The organism is Candidatus Poriferisocius sp., assembly GCF_965202595.1.
Taxonomy (GTDB): Bacteria; Actinomycetota; Acidimicrobiia; order Acidimicrobiales; family Bin134; genus Poriferisocius.
This window is the reverse complement of sequence record NZ_OZ241836.1, coordinates 396,152-417,237: the sequence shown is the minus strand read 5'-3', so window position 1 is coordinate 417,237 and position 21,086 is coordinate 396,152. Positions and strand designations below refer to the sequence as shown.

Annotated in this window: 15 protein-coding genes; 14 read left to right on the top strand and 1 reads right to left on the bottom strand. The window is 64.8% G+C overall.

Features of this window, described 5'->3' with window-relative positions:
• The first annotated feature begins 42 nt into the window (after positions 1-42).
• The 14 genes from ACOGXC_RS02270 (at position 43) to ACOGXC_RS02205 (ending at position 15,700) form a co-directional block, all read left to right on the top strand.
• Entirely contained in the window at positions 43-5,226 is a 5,184-nt protein-coding gene (locus tag ACOGXC_RS02270) for a fibronectin type III domain-containing protein (protein ID WP_419919106.1), read from the top strand.
• Between the two features lie 101 nt (positions 5,227-5,327).
• Complete coding sequence (locus tag ACOGXC_RS02265; protein ID WP_419919105.1) at positions 5,328-6,497, top strand: thiolase C-terminal domain-containing protein; 1,170 nt, start codon at positions 5,328-5,330, stop codon at positions 6,495-6,497.
• On the top strand, positions 6,490-6,954 hold the full coding sequence (locus tag ACOGXC_RS02260) for a Zn-ribbon domain-containing OB-fold protein (protein WP_419919104.1): 465 nt from the start codon (positions 6,490-6,492) through the stop codon (positions 6,952-6,954). The genes ACOGXC_RS02265 and ACOGXC_RS02260 overlap by 8 nt, the downstream gene beginning before the upstream one ends.
• Positions 6,955-7,061: 107 nt before the next feature.
• Positions 7,062-7,523: a (2Fe-2S)-binding protein gene (locus ACOGXC_RS02255; protein WP_419919993.1), complete on the top strand. Its 462-nt coding sequence runs from the start codon at positions 7,062-7,064 to the stop codon at positions 7,521-7,523.
• Entirely contained in the window at positions 7,520-8,344 is an 825-nt protein-coding gene (locus ACOGXC_RS02250) for an FAD binding domain-containing protein (protein ID WP_419919103.1), read from the top strand. Before ACOGXC_RS02255 ends, ACOGXC_RS02250 begins: the two co-directional genes overlap by 4 nt.
• 52 nt (positions 8,345-8,396) lie before the next feature.
• Entirely contained in the window at positions 8,397-9,341 is a 945-nt protein-coding gene (locus ACOGXC_RS02245; protein ID WP_419919992.1) for an AAA family ATPase, read from the top strand.
• Between the two features lie 32 nt (positions 9,342-9,373).
• Positions 9,374-10,561, top strand: a complete 1,188-nt coding sequence (locus tag ACOGXC_RS02240; protein ID WP_419919102.1) for a vWA domain-containing protein — start codon at positions 9,374-9,376, stop codon at positions 10,559-10,561.
• Positions 10,558-10,872 carry an XdhC family protein gene (locus tag ACOGXC_RS02235; protein WP_419919101.1) on the top strand — a complete coding sequence of 105 codons (315 nt, stop codon included), beginning with the start codon at positions 10,558-10,560 and terminating at the stop codon, positions 10,870-10,872. The genes ACOGXC_RS02240 and ACOGXC_RS02235 overlap by 4 nt, the downstream gene beginning before the upstream one ends.
• 2 nt (positions 10,873-10,874) lie before the next feature.
• Entirely contained in the window at positions 10,875-11,675 is an 801-nt protein-coding gene (locus ACOGXC_RS02230) for an XdhC family protein (protein WP_419919100.1), read from the top strand.
• Between the two features lie 206 nt (positions 11,676-11,881).
• Complete coding sequence (locus ACOGXC_RS02225; protein ID WP_419919099.1) at positions 11,882-13,000, top strand: DUF3179 domain-containing protein; 1,119 nt, start codon at positions 11,882-11,884, stop codon at positions 12,998-13,000.
• A 67-nt stretch (positions 13,001-13,067) separates the two neighbouring features.
• A complete protein-coding gene (locus ACOGXC_RS02220) occupies positions 13,068-13,625 on the top strand; it encodes a nucleotidyltransferase family protein (RefSeq protein ID WP_419919098.1) in 558 nt (185 codons plus the stop codon).
• Positions 13,616-14,263: an SRPBCC family protein gene (locus tag ACOGXC_RS02215; protein ID WP_419919097.1), complete on the top strand. Its 648-nt coding sequence runs from the start codon at positions 13,616-13,618 to the stop codon at positions 14,261-14,263. Before ACOGXC_RS02220 ends, ACOGXC_RS02215 begins: the two co-directional genes overlap by 10 nt.
• Positions 14,215-14,718 carry a DUF501 domain-containing protein gene (locus ACOGXC_RS02210; protein WP_419919096.1) on the top strand — a complete coding sequence of 168 codons (504 nt, stop codon included), beginning with the start codon at positions 14,215-14,217 and terminating at the stop codon, positions 14,716-14,718. The genes ACOGXC_RS02215 and ACOGXC_RS02210 overlap by 49 nt, the downstream gene beginning before the upstream one ends.
• A 67-nt stretch (positions 14,719-14,785) precedes the next feature.
• Complete coding sequence (locus ACOGXC_RS02205) at positions 14,786-15,700, top strand: exopolyphosphatase (RefSeq protein ID WP_419919095.1); 915 nt, start codon at positions 14,786-14,788, stop codon at positions 15,698-15,700.
• Between the two features lie 182 nt (positions 15,701-15,882).
• On the opposite strand, the gene ACOGXC_RS02200 is transcribed toward ACOGXC_RS02205, so the two are convergent.
• A complete protein-coding gene (locus ACOGXC_RS02200) occupies positions 15,883-21,081 on the bottom strand; it encodes a fibronectin type III domain-containing protein (RefSeq protein WP_419919094.1) in 5,199 nt (1,732 codons plus the stop codon).
• Between the last annotated feature and the right edge of the window lie 5 nt (positions 21,082-21,086).

Here is a 21,086-nt window from a genome sequence, read left to right as displayed (position 1 = left end):
TTGGTGGGGTTGTTGGGGTCGGTGTTGGTTTCGGTGGGGGGTGTGGGTGCGCAGGGGGGTGTGCCGGCGTATCCGCGATCGCCGGGGTTAGTGATGTTGGGTGGTGGGCAGGTGCGGTTGTCGTGGGAATCGCCGGGGTCGGGTGAAGTGCGTTATGAGTATGTGTTTTCGCGGTTGACCGATGGTGGGACCACGTGGGTTCCGCCGGTGGACAGGGTGGTGGATACTTCTACGGGGTTAGCACCTGTTTCGGGGGATCGTAGTGGGGTTGTGTGGGTGCCGGTGCCGGGGGGTGGGGCTGCTCGGTCGGTGGTGGTGTCGGGTTTGACGGTTGGTAGCACCTACCGGTTCTTCATGCGGGCGGTGAACGCTGCGGGAGCGGGCCGTATTTTGGCTATGAGTCCGCCGGATGGGAATTGGGTGTCTGATGTTGCTCCGGCTCCGGTGGGTTTGCGGGCGGTTGTTTCCGATTCCCAGGTGGAGTTGAAGTGGACCGAGGCTTCCGGTGAGGTGGCGGGATCGGGATTTACTACTATTTTGCGGTACGAGTACGCGATCAAACAAGGTGATGGGGGTTGGTCGGTGTGGTCGCCGATACCGGATTTGATTTCGAACAACGCAGTTGTGGCGGCTGAGGATCGCGAGTCGTTCGTGGTCACGGGTTTGACCAACGATGTTGGGTATTCGTTCAGGGTGCGGGCGGTCAACAAGCATGGCAATGGTGCCACAGGTGAGGTGGGGCCGGTGGTGGTGGGGGGTAAGCCGAGCGCTCCTCGTAACTTTATGGTGACACCGGGGGATAAGTCGGCGTTGTTGTCATGGGCTGCGCCGGGAGTGGTTGGCTCCCCGGTAACGGGTTGGGAAGTCCGGTGGCAGTCAGGGGTGAGTACACCGTCGAGTGCTCCGTGGTTGAGGGTTCCTGATGGGGCCGGGGCCAGGTCTTATTTTGTGAGTGGTTTGGATAATACCCAGAGTTATGTGTTTGAGGTGAGAGCTGTTAACGCGTTGGGTGGGGGTTTGGGGGCGCGTTCTGGGTTTGTGTATTTGGGTAAGCTACCGGAGGCACCTCGTAATTTGAGGATACTGACGGTGAAGGAGTCGTCGGTGGAGCTGAAGTGGGGCCGGCCGGCTAATTTATCTGGTGGTACTGCTACTACGGGGTTTCGGCGTTATGAGCACTCGGTGCGAGCCGGTGATGGTGATTGGGGTGATTGGGTGACGGTACCGGGTGACGCGAACAGCGCTACTATAAGTTTTGAGGTTAAGGGTTTGACTGCGGGTGTGGGTTATCGGTTCCGGGTGCGGGCGGTGAGTACTGTTGGTGGTGGTGAGGTGGCGGAGACGGGGGTTGTTTATCCAGGGACGGTGCCGTTGGCGCCGGCGGTGTCCGCGGAGGTGGTGTCGGATTACGCGATAGGGTTGCATCAGGTGGTTTTGTCGTGGACTGGTTCCGATGGTGGTTCTCCGGTGACGAAGTGGCAGTTGAGACATGCGACAACGGTGGGCGGTTTGGTTGGTGCGGCGTGGCATGTTTTGTGTGACAACACGGCGGGGTTGGATCCGATGTGTGGGGGGTTGTCGACGGTGACGGTGCCCACTGGTCGGGTTTTTGATGGTGTTGGTGGTACTAAATGTGTTGCGAAGTGTTCGGGGACTTTGGGTGTGGGGGATCATTATTTTGTGTTGCGGGCGCAGAACGCCAGGGGTGAGGGTTTGGAGTCGGGGGTGGTGAGGGTGAACATCGCCAAGGGTGTTCCTGCTATGCCGATGCATGTGTTTTTGAGGGGTTACACTGGTGATCCTCGTACCGATGGTCGCCCTCATATGGGTACACCCTTGCCGGTGAATTATCTTCATGATGGTAAGCGTTTGCGGTTTGAGTGGTCGTGGAAGGTTGGTGATAGGCCGTGGGGTGGTTGGGTTACTCTGGTGGGTAGCATTTCTAGTGCTACTGAGCTTTTCGATGAGATAACTTTCCGGGTTGGGGAAACTTACACGTTTCGGTTCCGGACGGTGTCTGATGTGGGTGCGGGTTATGCGGGCGAGTCGGAGCCGTTTGTTTTCGGAGCTCCGGGCTTGCCGGGTGCTGATGGTTGGTGGGGTTCGACCCACACGCGTCCGGAGGTGTTGGCGGTGCCGGGCAATGGTCAGGTGACGTTGAACATCGTCCGACCCAGTGGTGTCGGTGCAGAGAGTGTGGTTGTTTATGATAATGCTTACACTGATACCGATGGGGTTTATGATGATACGGTTTGGGAGTATTCGTATCGCCCGGTTGGCGGTGAGTGGTCTCCGTGGGCAGTGTCCAATACTGGTAAGTCTTTCGCTAATCGTAATCCCGATGCTAGGGGTACGGCGACGAACAGGCAGGTGGTGTCGGGTTTGCGTAATGGGGTGTCCTATGAGTTCCGGGTCAGGGCGCGGAACCAACACGGCACCGGTTGGTTGGAGGGTCCGGTGTTGTATTCCAACGGTGCCGGTTTGACAAACAAAGCCTCCGATGTCATGCCCGACAAGGTGGTGATCCCGGGTGTGGCCCCACCGGCACCAGCAGGTTTGACGGCTTCGGGTGGTGATAGCCAGGTTTCGTTGTCGTGGACCTCGGTGGGGTCCGGGGGTCCGCCGATTATTCGTTGGGAGTACATCAAACAGGAACGAGCCGCGGGCGAGACCACATGGGATGATTGGGAGACCACTTGGACACCGGTTCCGGGTTCGGGGCCGTCGAGGACTCAAGGGGTGGTGAAGGGTTTGACCAATGGCACCTCGTACCGGTTCCGCCTGCGGGCGGTGAACGCGCTGGCCGATTGGGTGCCCTCCGGCCAGTTGGCGACCGGCGCTGGTAACGGCGCCCAGGCGCAGTCATTATCCGTCACCCCCGGTAAGACGCCCACTGCGCCCCGTCAGGTGGCAGTGGCACCGGCCGATGGTGGGGTGAGGGTCACTTTGTTGGCCCCGCAGAGTGGTTCTGCTGTTTTGGGCTATGAGGTTCGGATGCGCCGCAGCGGTAGCAGCAGTTTTGATGCGTGGCAATCGTTGGGAGCTCGCATCACCCCACCGGCCCGCCACCCAGCGGAATCAGTCGGGGTGCCGGTACGGGGCCTGACCAACGGCGTGGCCTATGACTTCGAGGTGCGGGCGGTGAACCAGTTCGGCACCGGCCCCGCCGCGGGGGTGGTCGGCCCGATAACACCGGTGGGCGCACCCGCTGGTGGTTCGCTGCGAGCTGTTGCTGGTGATGGACAGGTCACGCTGTCGTGGGATGCAACGAACACGGGGGGCAGCACGGTTACGGGTTGGCAGTATCGCATGAAAACTGATGGTGGGGGTTACGGTTCGTGGACCGCGGTCACTGGTGGGGCGACGGCGCGGAGTTTGGTTGTGGATGATCTCGCCAACGGGCGGGCCTATACCTTCCAGGTGCGGGCGGTAACCACCGATGTTCAGGTGATTGGGGCGGCGTTCGAGTCCGAGGCGGTCACCCCATCAGCAGTGCCCCCCGCCCCCACAGCGAAAGCCACCGCTGGCAACACGATGGTCACTTTGAACTGGACCGCTGTTGATGGTGGGGCGGTGGGGGAATCCAACTGGGCTGCTGCGGTTACTGGTTGGCAGTACCGGATGAAAACCGGCACCGCTGGTTACGGCGCTTGGGTTGACGTGCCTGCCGCTACCACCACCCGTGAGGTTGATGGTCTCACTAATGGTGTTGCCTACACCTTTGAGGTCCGAGCGCTGAACAGGATTGGTGCTGGTACTGCTGGTACTGCGACGGTGACACCGGCGACGGTTCCTGATGCGCCGGCGGTTACCGTAACGGCTGGTGATGAGATGGTGACGGTGAGCTGGACACCGGGTGCCGATGGTGGGTCTGTGGTGACGGGTTGGCAGTTGCGTACCGGCGATGGCCAGTGGCAGGACCATGCTGTTGGTACCACCTCGGTGCCGGTATCGAACCTGACCAATGGCACCACCTACACCTTCCAGGTTCGAGGCCAAAACGCCATGGGTGCCGGTACTGCGGGCACAGCTACGGCGATGCCGGCCACGGTGCCCGCCGCCCCCACTGTTACCACCACACCCGGCGACAGCAGAGTCACGTTGTCATGGACACCCGGTGCCGATGGGGGTTCTGCGGTAACCGGTTGGTTGTTACGCATTGATGATGGCGAGTGGGTGGATTTGACCGTGACGGGTTTGGGCGCTGACGCCACCTCGGTACCGGTTCGGGACCTGACTAATGGCACCAGCTACACGTTCCACATAAGAGCCCAGAACGCGATGGGCCCCGGTGCTGTGGCCACTGTTGCGGCGGTACCGGCGGCAGTACCAGATGCCCCCACCGTCACCGCAACGGTCACCGACGGGACCATTACCGTCACCTGGACGGCGGGCACCGATGGTGGTTCTGTGGTGACGGGTTGGCAGTGGCGCACTCGCATCGGTAGCGCTGGTTTCGGCGAGTGGGCCGATGTCGAGGCGGCCACGATGAGTGCGGTTATATCCGGTGTTGATACTGGTACCGGTCCGGTGGGCTATGTGTTCGAGGTGCGAGCGGTGAACGCGGTGGGTGCCGGCTCTGCGGGCACATCGCCCACCGTCACCTCCGGCGACGATGCTCCTGGTGGTGATACCCCCAGCAATGAGGTTTATTACTCCGGTCCGGTCACCGGTCCGAGTTTTTGTGCGGAGTTATCTTTGGGTGGGGCCCGCTTGTTCGCTCTCGATAGCAACGGTGATGGGGTGGCTGACATCTGCTCTTTGCCCTACACGCGGCGTGAGGCGATAGCCCGTCATAACGCGGTGATCACCCTGGCCAACCGGTACCCCAACCTGTACCGCCAACTCGTCAACGCTGAGTGCGCCAACCAACCCGGCAGCGAGGCTTGCGGCGGCGACACCCTGGCCGCACCCGGTTTCCCGCCGCCCAACGACGGGGGCCCCTACTACTCGGGGACCATCACCGGCCCCTCCTGGTGCGCCAACCGCTCCCTGGGAGGGCCCACCACCTACCCCCTCGACAGCGACGGTGACGGGGTGGCCGATACCTGCTCACTGCCCTACACCCGCCGCGAGGCCATAGCCCGCCAAAAAGCCGGCGACACCCTCGCCGCCACCCACCGCGACGAGTACAAGACCATCCTTGCTGAGGAATGCCGCCGCCTGGGCCGCGGCAACTACGGCGACCGCGTGGCCGACCTCAACAACGACATCTGCAACAACTAACCCACCTCGCCTGATTTCTCCCCGCCGGGGAACCCCGAAACCACCGAGGCCAACCCCGGTGAAGCTTGCCCATCTACCGGCGCGCTCTTAGTCTCGCGAGGGTGGGTGAGCATCCGTTTCGCGACAGGACGGCGATAGCGGGAATCGGCATCACCGAGTTGTCCAAGAACTCGGGGGTGAGCACCCTCACGCTGGCACTGCGGGCGATCATGGCTGCGGTTGAGGATGCCGGGTTGCGCCGGGAGGACATCGACGGGGTGGCCTGCCACCAGGTGCAGGATTCGGTCACCGCCTCGATTGTGTCCCAGTGCCTTGGGGTGGATGACCTGTCTTGGTACTGCGATCAGTTCGGCGGCGGGTCCACCTCGCATTCGGTGGTGGGCCACGCGGCCAACGCCGCCGCCCTCGGCCATGCCCGCCACATCGTGGTGTGGCGGGCGATCAACGCCCGGTCCGAGCATCGCATGGGGGGTACCGGGCACCCGCCGCCGGCCATTGTGGAAACCCAGTATCAGCACCCCGCCGGCTGGGTGACCCCACCCCAGTGGTATGCGATGTTCGCTCGCTCCCACATGAATCGTTGGGGCACCACCTCGGAGGATCTGGGGCGGATTGCCATCCAGCAGCGGGCCAACGCGGTGCTCAACGAGCGGGCCATGATGCGATCCCCCATGACCATGGACGACTACCTGGCCTCCCGCTGGATCGTGGAACCGTTCCGGCTGCTGGATTGCTGCCTGGAAACCGATGCTGCCGCCGCGGTGGTGATCACCACCACCGAGCGGGCCCGGGATCTGCGCCAACCACCAGTGCTGATCTCGGGGGCGACCTGGGGTGGGGGTCACATGATGCACAGCAACCGGGTGCAGGCCGATTGGACCACATCCGTCGCCGCCGGGATGTCCCGCCGGCTGTACGGGATGGCCGGGGTCGGCCCCGAAGATGTCCGGTACGCCTCGCTGTACGATGCCTTCACCCACCTGGTGCTTGTCCAGGTCGAGGACTTCGGGTTTGCCCCCAAGGGTGAGGCCGCTGGGTTCATCGCCGGTGGGGCAACCGCACCCGGAGGTCGGATTCCGATCAACACCCACGGCGGGTTCCTGTCCGAGGGCTATGTCCACGGCCTCAACAACCTGCATGAGGCCGTCCGGCAGATCCGGGGAACCGCCGGGCCCCTCCAGGTTCCCGATGCGGGAGTGGCCCTGTCCACCGGCCAGCCCGGCTACGTGGCCGGCAACTCCTCGGCCCTTTTGTTGCGCCGCGATGGTTGATCGGCCCCATCCCGAGTGGGATTCGGCACCCCCAAATCCGGTGCCCACCCAGACAAGGGCAGCGCCCCGGCCCCATCCCGAGCGGGACTCGGCCCCATGGTGGGAGCGGGTGAACCAGCACCGTTTGGAGTTGCAGCGCTGCGACCGGTGCGGGGCATGGCGGTGGCCACCCCGGGCCATGTGCGGGCGCTGCGCCTGCTTCGGCTACACCTGGGTGCCGCTCTCGGGTCGGGCCACGGTGGAGAGCTGGGTGGTGAATCACCACGTTTTTTTGCCCGGGTTCACCTCCCCCTACACCGTGGTGCTGGGCCGCCTAGACGAGCAGGAGGATCTGTGCCTACCCGCGCTCTGGCAGGGCGAGGAGGCACCCACCGTCGCGCAGCCCATCCAGGTGGTTTTCGAGGATCACACCGACGGCGAGGGTTCCTTCACCATTTTGGCCTGGCGCTCGGCCTGAAGTTCTTAGGACTTCCGGGAAGGCAACCGATGGGCGTTCGGCATTACCTGGGTACCGGTGCTTGTACTAGATTCCTTGCTGGCCCGGATTACGAACAGGGGGAAGCCGTGGAAGTAACGGTCACCATCAACGGGGATGGCTATTCGCATGATGTGGAACCGCGCACGCTGCTGGTCCACTACATCCGCGACGTGGTCGGTCTCACCGGTACCAACATCGGGTGCGACACCTCCTCGTGCGGTGCCTGCACCATCCATGTGAACGGTGAGTCGGTCAAGTCCTGCACCATGCTGGCCGTGCAGGCCGATGGGCAAAACCTCACCACCATCGAGGGTCTGGCCGATGGCGATGTTCTGCATCCCATGCAGGAGTCCTTCCGCCAGTGTCACGCCCTCCAGTGCGGTTACTGCACGCCGGGCATGGTCATGGCCGCCGTGTCCCTTCTGGACGAGAACCCCGATCCCACCGAGCGGGAGGTTCGCATCGGCCTCGAGGGCAACCTGTGCCGCTGCACCGGGTACCACAACATCGTGAAGGCCGTTCTGCACTGCGCCGAGGCCTCGTCATGATCCCGGCGGCATTCGACTACATCCGGGCCGGGTCGGCCGACGAGGCCCTGGCCGCACTGGCCGAGCACGGCGACGAGGCCAAGCTGCTGGCCGGGGGTCACTCGCTGCTGCCGCTGATGAAGCTGCGGCTGGCCACCCCCGCGGTGCTGGTGGACATCGGGCGCATCGATGACCTCAGCTATATCAGCGATGCCGGCGATCATCTGGCCATCGGTGCTTTGACCCGCCATCGCGATGTGGAGATCAGCGATCTGGTACGGGGTCAGGCCGGGTTGCTGGCCGAGGCCACCGGCCATGTGGGCGACCCCCAGGTACGTCACCGGGGCACCATAGGCGGCTCGGTGGCCCACGGCGACCCCGCATCCGATCTGCCGTCGGTGCTTTTGGCCATGCGGGCCACCCTGGTGGTGAGGGGGCCGGGGGGCGAGCGGGAGATCGCAGTGGATGATTTCTTCACCGGTTTCCTGGAGACCGCTCTGGACCCCGACGAGCTGCTCACCGAGATCCGGGTGCCGAAGATGCCCGACGCAACCTGGGGTTTCCAGAAGTTCAACCGCAGGGCCCAGGACTGGGCCATCGTGGGAGTGTCGGCGGTGGTTAGCAACGGCAGCTCCGGTGTTGGTCTGGTGAACATGGACAGCACGCCAATCCGGGCCGCAGGGGTGGAGGCCGCCCTGGTTGGGGGGGCCTCGGCCACCGAGGCCGCCGAGGCCGCGGCTGAGGGAACCAACCCGCCGTCCGACCTGAACGCCGGGCCCGAGTACCGTGAGCACCTCGCCCGGGTGCTCACCCGCCGGGCGCTCGAAGCCGCTGGACGCTAGAACCCAACCTCCGGGTTATCAGCCCTCATCGGCCGCCGAGGTGGCCGAGGGACTGGAGAGCTGCGACGCTTCGACCGGTTCACGTTTGAGCTTGCCGGCGAGTGTCGCCGAGGTGGCCGAGGGACTGGAGAGCTGCGACTACCTGGCCGATGAGGGGCTGGCCACCGCCGTGTTCTTGGCCATCACCCTGGGCCGACCCTTGCTGCTGGAGGGCGAGCCCGGTGTGGGCAAGACCGAAACGGCCAATGCCCTGGCTACCTGGACCGGTGCCGAGCTGATCCGCCTCCAGTGCTACGAGGGCATCGACGTGGCCCAGGCGGTGTACGAGTGGGACTACTCCCGCCAGTTGTTGCACCTGCGCACCGCCGAAGCCACCGGGGGGGCCACCCGGGATACCGCCGAGGCTCTGGAGGACGAGCTCTACTCCGAGCGCTTCCTCATCCGGCGCCCGCTGCTGCGGGCCATTGCCGCAACTGAGGGGCCGCCGCCGGTGCTGCTCATCGACGAGGTTGATCGGGCCGACGACGAGTTCGAGGCCTTCCTGCTGGAGATCCTGTCCGACTACGCGGTGACCGTTCCCGAGATCGGCCGGTTTGCAGCGGTGGTCCCGCCCCGGGTGATCATCACCTCCAACCGCACCCGCGATGTTCACGACGCCTTGAAGCGACGCTGCCTTTACCACTGGGTTGAGCACCCCGGATTCGAGCGGGAGGTGGCCATCATCGGCCGGCGGGCCCCCGGGGTGGGCGAACCCCTGGCCCGGCAGGTGGCGGCGGCGGTGGCCACGTTCCGGGAGCTGGGCCTGTACAAACCGCCCGGAGTGGCCGAGAGCATCGACTGGAGCCTGGCCCTGGGCCGCCTCGGTGCGTCCGAGCTGACTCCCGAGATCACCCGGGCCAGTCTGGGGTCGGTGCTCAAGTACCGGGAGGACCAGCAGCGGGTGGTTGACCAGGGAATCGGCGGCCTGATCGAGCGGGCCGTTGCCGCTGCGGGCTGACCCTGGCGTTCACCCGGCGGGAGGGGTTGGAGTTGTCGGCGGTAAGGGCTGATCAACTGGCTGTTGGTTTTGTCAACGCTTTGAGGGGCGCGGGCCTCGATGTGGCCGTCGGGTCGTCGGTGAACTACTACCAGGCCCTCGGTGCGGTGGGCCTGGAGCGGCGCAGCTCCGTGTACTGGGCGGGCCGGGCCACCCTGATAACCGAACCCGACGATATCGAGGTGTACGACAGGATCTTCGATACCTACTACCGGGGGCAGCCGCTGGTGGTCACCCCGGTGGTGGAGGTGGCCCAGCCCATCACCCTGGTGGTGGACGATGACGGCGATGACGAGGGTGACGACGATGATGGCGGCGGGGATGAGGAACCCTCGGATCCGTCGCTCATGCTGCGGTGGAGCCGCCAGGAGGTGTTGCGGGACAAGGACTTCGCCGATTGCAGCATCGACGAGCTGGACGAAGCCCACCGTCTCATGGCCACGATGACTCGTATCGGCAGCACGCGCCGATCCCGTCGCCGCCGCGCTCATCGTCGAGCCGGGCATCCCGAACTGCGCCGCACGGTGCGGGCCGCCATCCGAACCGGTGGGGAACCGGTGCGGCGCTGCTACACCGTGCCCGGTGAGCGGTTGCGCCGGGTGGTTCTGCTGCTGGACATCTCCGGGTCGATGGAGACCTACGCCCGGGCCCTCATCCGGTTCGTCCATGCTGCGGTGGTGGGCCGCCGCCGGGTTGAGGTGTTCACCATCGGCACCCGGTTGACCCGCATCACCCGGGAACTGTCGTCGCGTGATCCCGACCGGGCGTTGAGGGCAGCGGGGGGCGCGGTGAGCGACTGGTCGGGCGGTACCCGGCTGGGGGACACCCTGGCTGTGTTCAACGAGACCTGGGGTATCCGGGGTATGGCCCGGGGGGCCACCGTGGTTATCCTCAGCGATGGCTGGGACCGGGGCAGCCCCGAGGTGATGGCCGAGCAGATGGCCCGTTTGCGCCGGGTGACCCATAGACTCGTATGGGTGAATCCGCTCAAGGCCACCCCCGGTTACCAACCTCTGGCCCAGGGCATGGCCGCCGCGCTGCCCCATGTGGACGACTTCATCGAAGGCCATTCTTTGCGCTCGCTGGAGCGCCTGGCCGAGGTGCTGGACGGCGACCGGGCCCCGGCCTCCCGGCCCCCTGGGATCACCCGATCCGGTATGAGCGGAACGGGGGCGGTATGAAAGAGATACTGGCCGAGTTGGATGCCTGGCGGGCCGAGGGCCGCCGGGTGGCGCTGGCCCGGGTGGTGAACGTCGAGGGCTCAGGCCCCCGCGATCCCGGTGCCGCCATGGCGGTGAGCGACAACGGGGATGTGGTCGGATCGGTATCGGGGGGCTGCGTGGAGGGTGCGGTGGTGGCCGAGGCCCTGGACATTCTCGACAGTGGCCGGCGGCGCATGGTCAGCTTCGGCTACAGCGACGACGAGGCCTTCGCGGTGGGGCTCACCTGCGGGGGCACCATCCACCTGTTCATCGAGCCGCTGGACTGGTAGCGGTGGTCGGGCTTTATGAGCGGCTGAGGGACGCCATCGTCAGCGAGCGACCGGTGGCGCTGGCCACCGTCATCGAGGGTGGAAAAACCGGGGCCAAGCTGGTGGTGGAGCCCGGCGGCGAGACCACCGGGACCCTGGGTCATCCCGAGTTGGATCGGATCGTGAGCCGGGACGCAGTGGGCGAGCTGGCCGCCGGCCGCACCGGCGTGCGCCACTACGGCCCCGAGGGGCAGGCCCGGGAGACCGATGTGTCGGTGTTCATAGAGTCGTTCGCCCCGCCGCCGCTGATGATTGTGTTCGGAGCGGTGGATTTCACCGCCGCGCTGGCCCGCGCCGGCAAGCTGCTGGGGTTCAACGTGATCGTGGCCGATGCCCGTTCGGTGTTCGCCACCGTCAAACGGTTTCCCATGGCGGATCGGGTGATGGTGGCCTGGCCCGACGAGGTGTTCGATGCCTACGGGGATCGCCTCGGCCCCCACGACGCGGTGTGCATACTCACCCACGATCCCAAGTTCGACGTGCCCGCGGTGCAGCGGGCCGTGGCCACCGGCGTGGGTTATATCGGGGTCATGGGAAGTCGCCGGACCCATGCCACCCGCCTGGAGCGATTGCGTGAGGTGGCGGTGGATGGCAAGGACATCGACCGGCTCATGGCCCCCATCGGGCTGGACATCGGCTCCCGCACCCCCGAGGAGACGGCTGTCTCTGTGTGCGCCGAGATCATCGCCAACCGCACCGGCCACGCGGCCCCGTCGTTGCGCGACGGCGATGGCCCCATCCACCGCCCCCCGGCGGCGGGATGAGACACCTCGCCGCACTGGTGGCGGCGGGTTTGATCGCGTCAGCCTGTGGCTCCCCCGACCCCGTGGCGGCTCCGCCGGTTGTATCTGGGACCCCATCCGTGGCGGCTCCGCCGGTTGTATCTGGGACCCCATCCGTGGCGGCTCCGCCGGTTGTATCCGGGACCCCATCCGTGGCGGCTCCGCCGGTTGTATCTGGGACCCCATCCGTGGCGGCTCCCCCGGTTGTACCCACTCGGGAGGTGATCGTCGACGGTGAAGGTCCCACCGGGGATCTGGCCCGGGTTACGTCCGGTTGGGGTACCGACTTTTCCACCCGCACCATCCACCTGGACGAGCTGCGTATTGGCATCGCGACGATCCCCATCCGCGACCGCATACCCCCGATGGACAACCCCGAGTTCGCTCCGGTATCGGATGCCGGCTGGGCCGACCGGGAGCCCGGCTTGCTGCTGGTGATGGGTGATGAGGCCCGCTTCTATCCATTGGCCATGCTCATTGTCCACGAGATAGTCAACGACGAGGTGAACGGGCATCCGGTGCTGGTCACCTACTGCCCGCTGTGCAACAGCGCTTTGGTGTTCGACCCCGTGGTGGATGGTCGGCGCCTGCGGTTCGGCACATCGGGTCTTTTGCGCAAAAGCGACCTGGTTATGTGGGACGATGCCACCGAGTCGCTATGGCAGCAGATCGGCGGCGAGGGCCTGGTGGGGGCGCACGCCGGTCGCCGTTTGGAGGTGATCCCGTCGGCCATCGTGTCCTGGCGGGACTTCCGGGCCGGATATCCCGATGGTCGGGTACTGGCCCCTTCGAGCCGGCCGGCCAGCAGCTACGGCCGCAACCCTTATGTGCAGTACACCTCTCGGGCCACCCCGATCCCGGGGTTCTTCGACGTTTCCGAACTCGATGACCGGTACCCCGCGCTGGAACGCACCTTGGGGTTGACGGTAAACGGTCGGGCCAGGGCCTACCCGTTCAGCGTGGTGCGGGTAGCCGGGGCGGTGAACGACACCGTGGCCGGGGTGCCTGTGGTGGTGTTGTGGTCGCCGGGCACCGCCGACGCTCTGGATTCCTCCAGCACCGCGGCGGGTGCCGATGTGGGGGCCGCTCTGGCCTTTGACCGCCGGGTCAACGGTGAGCCGCTGGAGTTCTCAGCCGCCGGTGAGGGCCGGTTCACCGATGATCTCACCGGCTCGACCTGGAACGTGCTCGGCCAGGCGGTGGAGGGAGAGTTGTCCGGCACCCGGCTCGATCCGGTGCCTCACACCAACGAGTTCTGGTTCGCCTGGGCGGTGTTCCATCCCGATGGTGAGGTTTTCGTGCCGTGAGCATTGCCGGGGTAACGACTTGGAGGGGTATGGCGGGTGGGCATCCCGATGGTGAGGTTTTCGTGCCGTGAGCATTGCCGGGTTGGTACTGGCTGCTGGGGCCGGTACCCGGTTCGCGGGCAGCACCCACAAGCTGAGGGCCCAGTTCCGGGGTTCGACCGTCGTGCAGCACGCCGTGGAGGCTGCGCTGGGGGCCGGTCTGGACGCAGTGTATGTGGTTGCCGGGGCGGTGGAGCTGCGTGACCTGATTCCCGACGGGGTGATCCTGGTGCAGAACCACTCGTGGGAGTTGGGCCAGGCCACCTCGTTGCGAGCCGGGGTGTTCATAGCCGAAAAGGATGGCCACGAGGCGGTGGTGGTCGGCCTGGGTGACCAACCCCTGGTGGGCCCGGAGTCGTGGCGGGCGGTGGCCGAGGGCGAGGGCGATCTGGTGACCGCCACCTATCGCGGTCGTCGCAGCCCCCCGGTGAAGCTGGGGGCCGCGGTCTGGCCGCTTCTGCCCACCGGTGGCGATGCCGGGGCCAGAATGCTGATGCGAATGAGGCCCGAACTGGTTAGCGAGGTATCCTGTTCGGGGGATCCGGTCGATTTCGATACCCTGGAGGACCTGCAATCATGGAGATGACCAACCAGATCGAAGTGAACGCCTCGGTCGATGAGGTATGGGATGCCCTCAACGACGTGGAGCGCATCGCCCCCTGCCTGCCCGGTGCCCAGCTCACCGAGGTGGAGGGGGAGGAGTACCGGGGGGTGGTCAAGATAAAGGTGGGCCCTATCAACGCCCAGTACAAGGGTAAGGCCACGTTTGTGGAGCGCGACCGTGATGCCCTCAAGGTGGTCATCCTGGCTGAGGGGCGCGAGACCCGGGGGCAGGGCAACGCCAGCGCCCAGATAACAGCGGCCTTGGAATCCCTGGGCGAGGATCGGACCGGGGTGGGGGTAACCACCGAGCTCAAGATCACCGGAAAGGTGGCCCAGATCGGCCGCAATCTCATCCCCGACGTGAGCGCCAAGCTGATGGACCGGTTCGCCGAGAACTTGGAGTCCCTGCTGTCGGCCCCCGCCGGCGATGAGGCTGTAACCCAGGATGTGGAATCTGCCGGCGATGAGGCTGTAACCCAGGATGTGGAATCTGCGCCCATCGATCTTCTGGACGTGGCCGGCCCGCCGGCGGCCAAGAGGTTGGGACCCATAGCCGGAGTCATAGCCGGGTTGTGGATCCTCAGGAAGCTCTTCAAGAGGAAGAAGAAAAAGAAGGGCTGATCCTGAATCCCGGTGACGACGAGCAGGTCGAGGCCCTGCTGGGTCGGGTTCCCCAGGGTTCCTACGAGGTGGTGGTCAGGGCCGATGACGGTACGCCCCGGGTGTTGAAAAACGCTCCCCTTTTTGACGACGGCACCCCCATGCCCACCCGGTACTGGTTGGTGGGCCCCGACGATGTGCGGCAGGTGAGCCGGCTCGAGGCAGCCGGGGGAGTGCGACGGGCCGAGGCCGCGGTCGATGCCGGCGAGCTGGCCGATGCCCACCGCCGTTACGCCGCCGAGCGGGACGGAGCCATTCCCGACGGCCACCGGGGTCACCGCCCCACCGCCGGGGTGGGCGGCACTCGCCAGGGGGTGAAGTGCCTCCACGCCCACTACGCCTGGCACCTGGCCGGGGGTGACGACCCGGTGGGCCGCTGGGTGGCGGAGCATCTCGACCCGGGGTCACCGGCGTGAACCCTCAGAACCCCTCGACAGCACCGGTAGCGTTCCGGGCGGAGCATCTCGACCCGGGGTCACCGGCGTGAACCGCTCCGTGGTGGCGGCCATCGACTGCGGAACCAACTCCACCCGCCTGCTGGTCAGCCGGGGTCGGGGTCAGACGCTGGATCGGCTGATGACCATCACCCGCCTGGGCGAGGGGGTGGACCGAACCGGCCGGCTGGCCGCCGGAGCCATGAATCGCACGCTGGACTGCCTGCGCCGCTACCGCGAGGTCATGGACCACCATGGAGCCGGGGAGGTGCGCATCACCGCCACTTCTGCCGCCCGGGATGCCGCCAACCGTGACGAGTTCTTCGATCGGGCCGAGGCCGTTGTCGGGGTCCGGCCCGAGTTGCTGAGCGGCAGGGCCGAGGGTGAACTGTCGTTCCGGGGGGCCACGGCCGAGTTCGACCTCGCGATGGGGCCGTTCCTGGTGGTGGATCTGGGGGGAGGTTCCACCGAGTTGAGCGTGGGCACCACGGCCTGCGAGTCGGCCCTGTCGATAGATGTCGGCTGCGTGCGGCTCACCGAGAAGTACCTGCACAGCGACCCGCCCCTACCCGAGGAGCTGCACGCCTGCCTGTCGGTGATCGGTGCCCACCTAGACGATGTGGATCGGGAGATGCCCGCGGCCCGCCACGCCCGGACCTTCATCGGTTTGGCCGGCACCATCTCGACCGCGGCGGCGGTAGAGCAGGGCTTGGTGGTTTACGACCGGGACCGGATCCACCATTTCGAGCTGACCAGGGCGGCTGCCGAGGATGTGTTCCGCACCCTGGCCACCGAGTGTCGCGCCGACCGGGCCCACAACCCCGGGCTCGAACCGGGCCGGGTGGACGTGATCGTGGGGGGCATGACCGTGCTGGTCAAGATCATGCGCCATTTCGATTTCGATACCTGCCTGGTATCGGAGTCCGACATCCTGGACGGCCTCGTGCTCAGCTTGCTGGAGTGAGGGGTTGAGCAACCCTCGTGCTCAGCTTGCTGGAGTGAGGGGTGCCACTGTGTATCTAGTTGTAACATTCGTGGAGGTTGTTGACACGTGGTGGCGGTGGTGATTGTAGTGGTGGGTCCCCGCCGGGGTTGACCCAGGGTGGTGGGGGGCACCCCGGCGGGGAGAAATAGGGTGGGGGTGGGCTAGTTGTTGCAGATGTCGTTGTTCAGATCGGCAACGCTGTCGCCGTAGTTGCCGCGGCCCAAGCGGCGGCACTCCTCGGCCAGGATGGTTTTGTACTCGTCGCGATAGGTAGCGGCCAGGGTGTCGCCGGCTTTTTGGCGGGCTATGGCCTCGCGCCGCGTGTAGGGCAGCGAGCACACATCGGCCACCCCGTCACCGTCGCTGTCCAAGGGGTAGGTGGTGGGGCCTCCCAGGGAGCGGTTGGCGCACCAGGAGGGGCCGGTGATGGTGCCCGAGTAGTAGGGACTCCCGTCGTTGGGCGGCGGGAACCCCGGAGCGGCCAACTCCTCGCCACCGCAAACCTCGTTGCCGGGCTGGTTGGCGCACTCGGCGTTGACGAGCCGGCGGTACAAATCCGGGTATCGATTCGCCAAAGTGATCACCGCGTTTTGCCGGGCTATGGCCTCACGGCGCGTGTAGGGCAGCGAGCAAATATCGGCCACCCCATCACCATCGCTGTCGAGGGCGAACAGGCGGGCCCCACCCAGGGAGAACTCCGCACAAAAACTCGGACCGGTGACCGGGCCGGAGTAGTAAACCTGATCGCTGGGGGTATCACCACCAGGAGCATCGTCGCCGGAGGTGATGGTGGACGATGTGCCTGCGGAGCCAGCACCAATTGCGTTGATGGCTCGCACCTCGAACACATAGGCCACCGGACCGGTGCCAGTATCAACCCCGGTTATGACCGTGCTCATCGTGGCTGCACCAAAGTCGGCCCACTCACCGAAACCAGCGCTACCGACCTGGGTGCGCCACTGCCAACCCGTCACCGCAGACCCCCCATCGGCACCCGCCATCCAGGTGACGGTGATGGTGCCATCGGTAGCCGTCGCTGTGACGCTGGGAGCAGCCGGTACCGCAGCAGGTGTCGCCGACACCGAGGCCACCGCACCAGCACCCATCGCGTTCTGAGCCCTTAGGTGGAACGTGTAACTGGTGCCATTAGTCAGGTCTCGAACCGGCACCGAGGTGGCATCAGCGCCCAAACCCATCCCGGCCAAGTCCCGCCACTCGCCATCATCGACCCGCAAATGCCAACCGGTCACCGCAGAACCCCCATCGGTGCCAGGTGTCCACGACAAAGTCACCGTACCGTCACCGGACGTGGCGGTAACCATCGGAGCAGCAGGGGTCATCGCTGGCATCGCAGTGTCAACCCCAACAGCGCCGTTGCCCATATCGTTTTGGGCTCGGACTTGGAAGGTGTAGGTGGTGCCGTTGACGAGATTGGAGACGGGCACCGAAGTCGTACCAGCAGGATAATTAGCCCACTCACCATCGCCGGTGCGCAACTGCCAACCCGTTACCGGCGAACCACCGTTATCGCCGGGTGTCCACGACACTGTCACCGTTTTGTCACCAGCCGTGGTGGTCACTGCCGGCGCATCAGGCACCGTGGCCGGTGTCGCCGTCGCGGTAGCGGCGGTGCCGGGACCCATCTTGTTCTGCGCCCTTACCTCAAAGGTGTAGGCAACACCGTTGGTGAGACCATCGATGTCGCGGGTGGTGGTAGCGGCAGGCACGTTAGACCAAGCCCCGTAACCAGCGGTGCCGGTTTTCATCCGGTACTGCCACCCAGTAACCGCAGCAGCCCAGTTGGACTCCCCCACCACACCGCTAGCACCAGCGCTCCAGTTCAAAGTGACCTTCATATCCGCAGCGGTGGCGGTTACCGACGGGGCGGGGGGCACTGCTGAGGGGGTGACAGGCTCGGACTCGAACGCCGCCCCAATCACCTGAACATCGGTGGTTACCGCCCGCACCTGGAAGGTATAGGCCCGCCCGTTGGCGAGATCATCCACAACCAAACTCCGCGCCGTCGCCCCACCAGTGACCGCGGTCCACGAACCGTAACCCCCACCATCAGTTTTCATGCGATACTGCCAACCCGTAACCGTGCTGCCCCCCGTGTTCGTTGCATCCCACGACAGCGTGACCTGTCCATCACCAGCAACAGCTCGCAGCGAACCACCAGCGGGTGCGCCCACCGGTGTTATCGGGCCGACCACCCCCGCGGCGGGGCCGGTGCCGAACTGGTTCACCGCCCGCACCTCGAAGTCATAGGCCACGCCGTTGGTCAGGCCCCGTACCGGCACCCCGACTGATTCCGCTGGGTGGCGGGCCGGTGGGGTGATGCGAGCTCCCAACGATTGCCACGCATCAAAACTGCTGCTACCGCTGCGGCGCATCCGAACCTCATAGCCCAAAACAGCAGAACCACTCTGCGGGGCCAACAAAGTGACCCTCACCCCACCATCGGCCGGTGCCACTGCCACCTGACGGGGCGCAGTGGGCGTCTTACCGGGGGTGACGGATAATGACTGCGCCTGGGCGCCGTTACCAGCGCCGGTCGCCAACTGGCCGGAGGGCACCCAATCGGCCAGCGCGTTCACCGCCCGCAGGCGGAACCGGTACGAGGTGCCATTGGTCAAACCCTTCACCACCCCTTGAGTCCTCGACGGCCCCGAACCCGGAACCGGTGTCCAAGTGGTCTCCCAATCATCCCATGTGGTCTCGCCCGCGGCTCGTTCCTGTTTGATGTACTCCCAACGAATAATCGGCGGACCCCCGGACCCCACCGAGGTCCACGACAACGAAACCTGGCTATCACCACCCGAAGCCGTCAAACCTGCTGGTGCCGGTGGGGCCACACCCGGGATCACCACCTTGTCGGGCATGACATCGGAGGCTTTGTTTGTCAAACCGGCACCGTTGGAATACAACACCGGACCCTCCAACCAACCGGTGCCGTGTTGGTTCCGCGCCCTGACCCGGAACTCATAGGACACCCCATTACGCAAACCCGACACCACCTGCCTGTTCGTCGCCGTACCCCTAGCATCGGGATTACGATTAGCGAAAGACTTACCAGTATTGGACACTGCCCACGGAGACCACTCACCGCCAACCGGGCGATACGAATACTCCCAAACCGTATCATCATAAACCCCATCGGTATCAGTGTAAGCATTATCATAAACAACCACACTCTCTGCACCGACACCACTGGGTCGGACGATGTTCAACGTCACCTGACCATTGCCCGGCACCGCCAACACCTCCGGACGCGTGTGGGTCGAACCCCACCAACCATCAGCACCCGGCAAGCCCGGAGCTCCGAAAACAAACGGCTCCGACTCGCCCGCATAACCCGCACCCACATCAGACACCGTCCGGAACCGAAACGTGTAAGTTTCCCCAACCCGGAAAGTTATCTCATCGAAAAGCTCAGTAGCACTAGAAATGCTACCCACCAGAGTAACCCAACCACCCCACGGCCTATCACCAACCTTCCACGACCACTCAAACCGCAAACGCTTACCATCATGAAGATAATTCACCGGCAAGGGTGTACCCATATGAGGGCGACCATCGGTACGAGGATCACCAGTGTAACCCCTCAAAAACACATGCATCGGCATAGCAGGAACACCCTTGGCGATGTTCACCCTCACCACCCCCGACTCCAAACCCTCACCCCTGGCGTTCTGCGCCCGCAACACAAAATAATGATCCCCCACACCCAAAGTCCCCGAACACTTCGCAACACATTTAGTACCACCAACACCATCAAAAACCCGACCAGTGGGCACCGTCACCGTCGACAACCCCCCACACATCGGATCCAACCCCGCCGTGTTGTCACACAAAACATGCCACGCCGCACCAACCAAACCGCCCACCGTTGTCGCATGTCTCAACTGCCACTTCGTCACCGGAGAACCACCATCGGAACCAGTCCACGACAAAACCACCTGATGCAACCCTATCGCGTAATCCGACACCACCTCCGCGGACACCGCCGGCGCCAACGGCACCGTCCCTGGATAAACAACCCCCGTCTCCGCCACCTCACCACCACCAACAGTACTCACCGCCCGCACCCGGAACCGATAACCCACACCCGCAGTCAAACCCTTAACCTCAAAACTTATAGTAGCGCTGTTCGCGTCACCCGGTACCGTCACCCAATCACCCCAATCACCATCACCGGCTCGCACCGAGTGCTCATAACGCCGAAACCCCGTAGTAGCAGTACCACCAGATAAATTAGCCGGCCGGCCCCACTTCAGCTCCACCGACGACTCCTTCACCGTCAGTATCCTCAAATTACGAGGTGCCTCCGGTAGCTTACCCAAATACACAAACCCAGAACGCGCCCCCAAACCCCCACCCAACGCGTTAACAGCTCTCACCTCAAACACATGTACATTGGTATTATCCAAACCGGTCACATAATAAGATCTGGCCCCGGCCCCATCAGGAACCCTCAACCACGGAGCATCCGACGGTGTCGCCACCCCTGACTGCCACCGGACTTCCCAACCCGTGATCGGGGAGCCAACCACCCCCGGCGCAGACCACGACAACAACGCCGACTTATCACCCGGTGTTACCACAAAGTTACGCGGAGCACCGGGCGCGCCCCCCACCACCACCGGCCCCACCTCACCTGTGGCACCAGCACCATGCATGTTGACCGCCCGCACCCTGAACGAATACCCAACATCATTGGTCAAACCCAACACCACGAACGACTCGCGATCCTCAGCCGCCACAACTGCGTTGTTCGAAATCAAATCCGGTATCGGCGACCACACCGACCAACCCCCATCACCTTGTTTGATCGCGTACTCATACCGCAAAATAGCAGCAAACCCCGAACCCGCCACCTCACCGGAAGCCTTGGTCCACTTCAACTCCACCCGGGAATCAGAAACAACCGCCCGCAAACCCGCCGGCACCGGCGCAACATCAGACACCAAATCCCCACCCGGCAGACTCATAGCCAAAATACGGCCCGCTCCCGCAGCGTTCACCGCCCGCACCCAGAATTCGTACCTGCTACCAACCGTCAAACCTGACACCACCACCGACCCAGCAGCCCCACCACCGGGCACCGGCCGCCACACAACCCCACTACGATCCCCCGAAGTAGGCGGCAACCCCGTGGAAGTATCCACCACCCTGTCCACCGGCGGAACCCAACTGCTCTGACCAAACGCCTGCTCAGAATACGTGTACTCATAACCCACAACCCCCACAGTCGCCGGCGGTGGCCCCCACGACAACCGCACCTGACCACCACCCAACACCTCCACCACCCACGACGAAGGATAATTCGGCACACTCTGCGTCTGCGTCTGCGCACCCACACCCC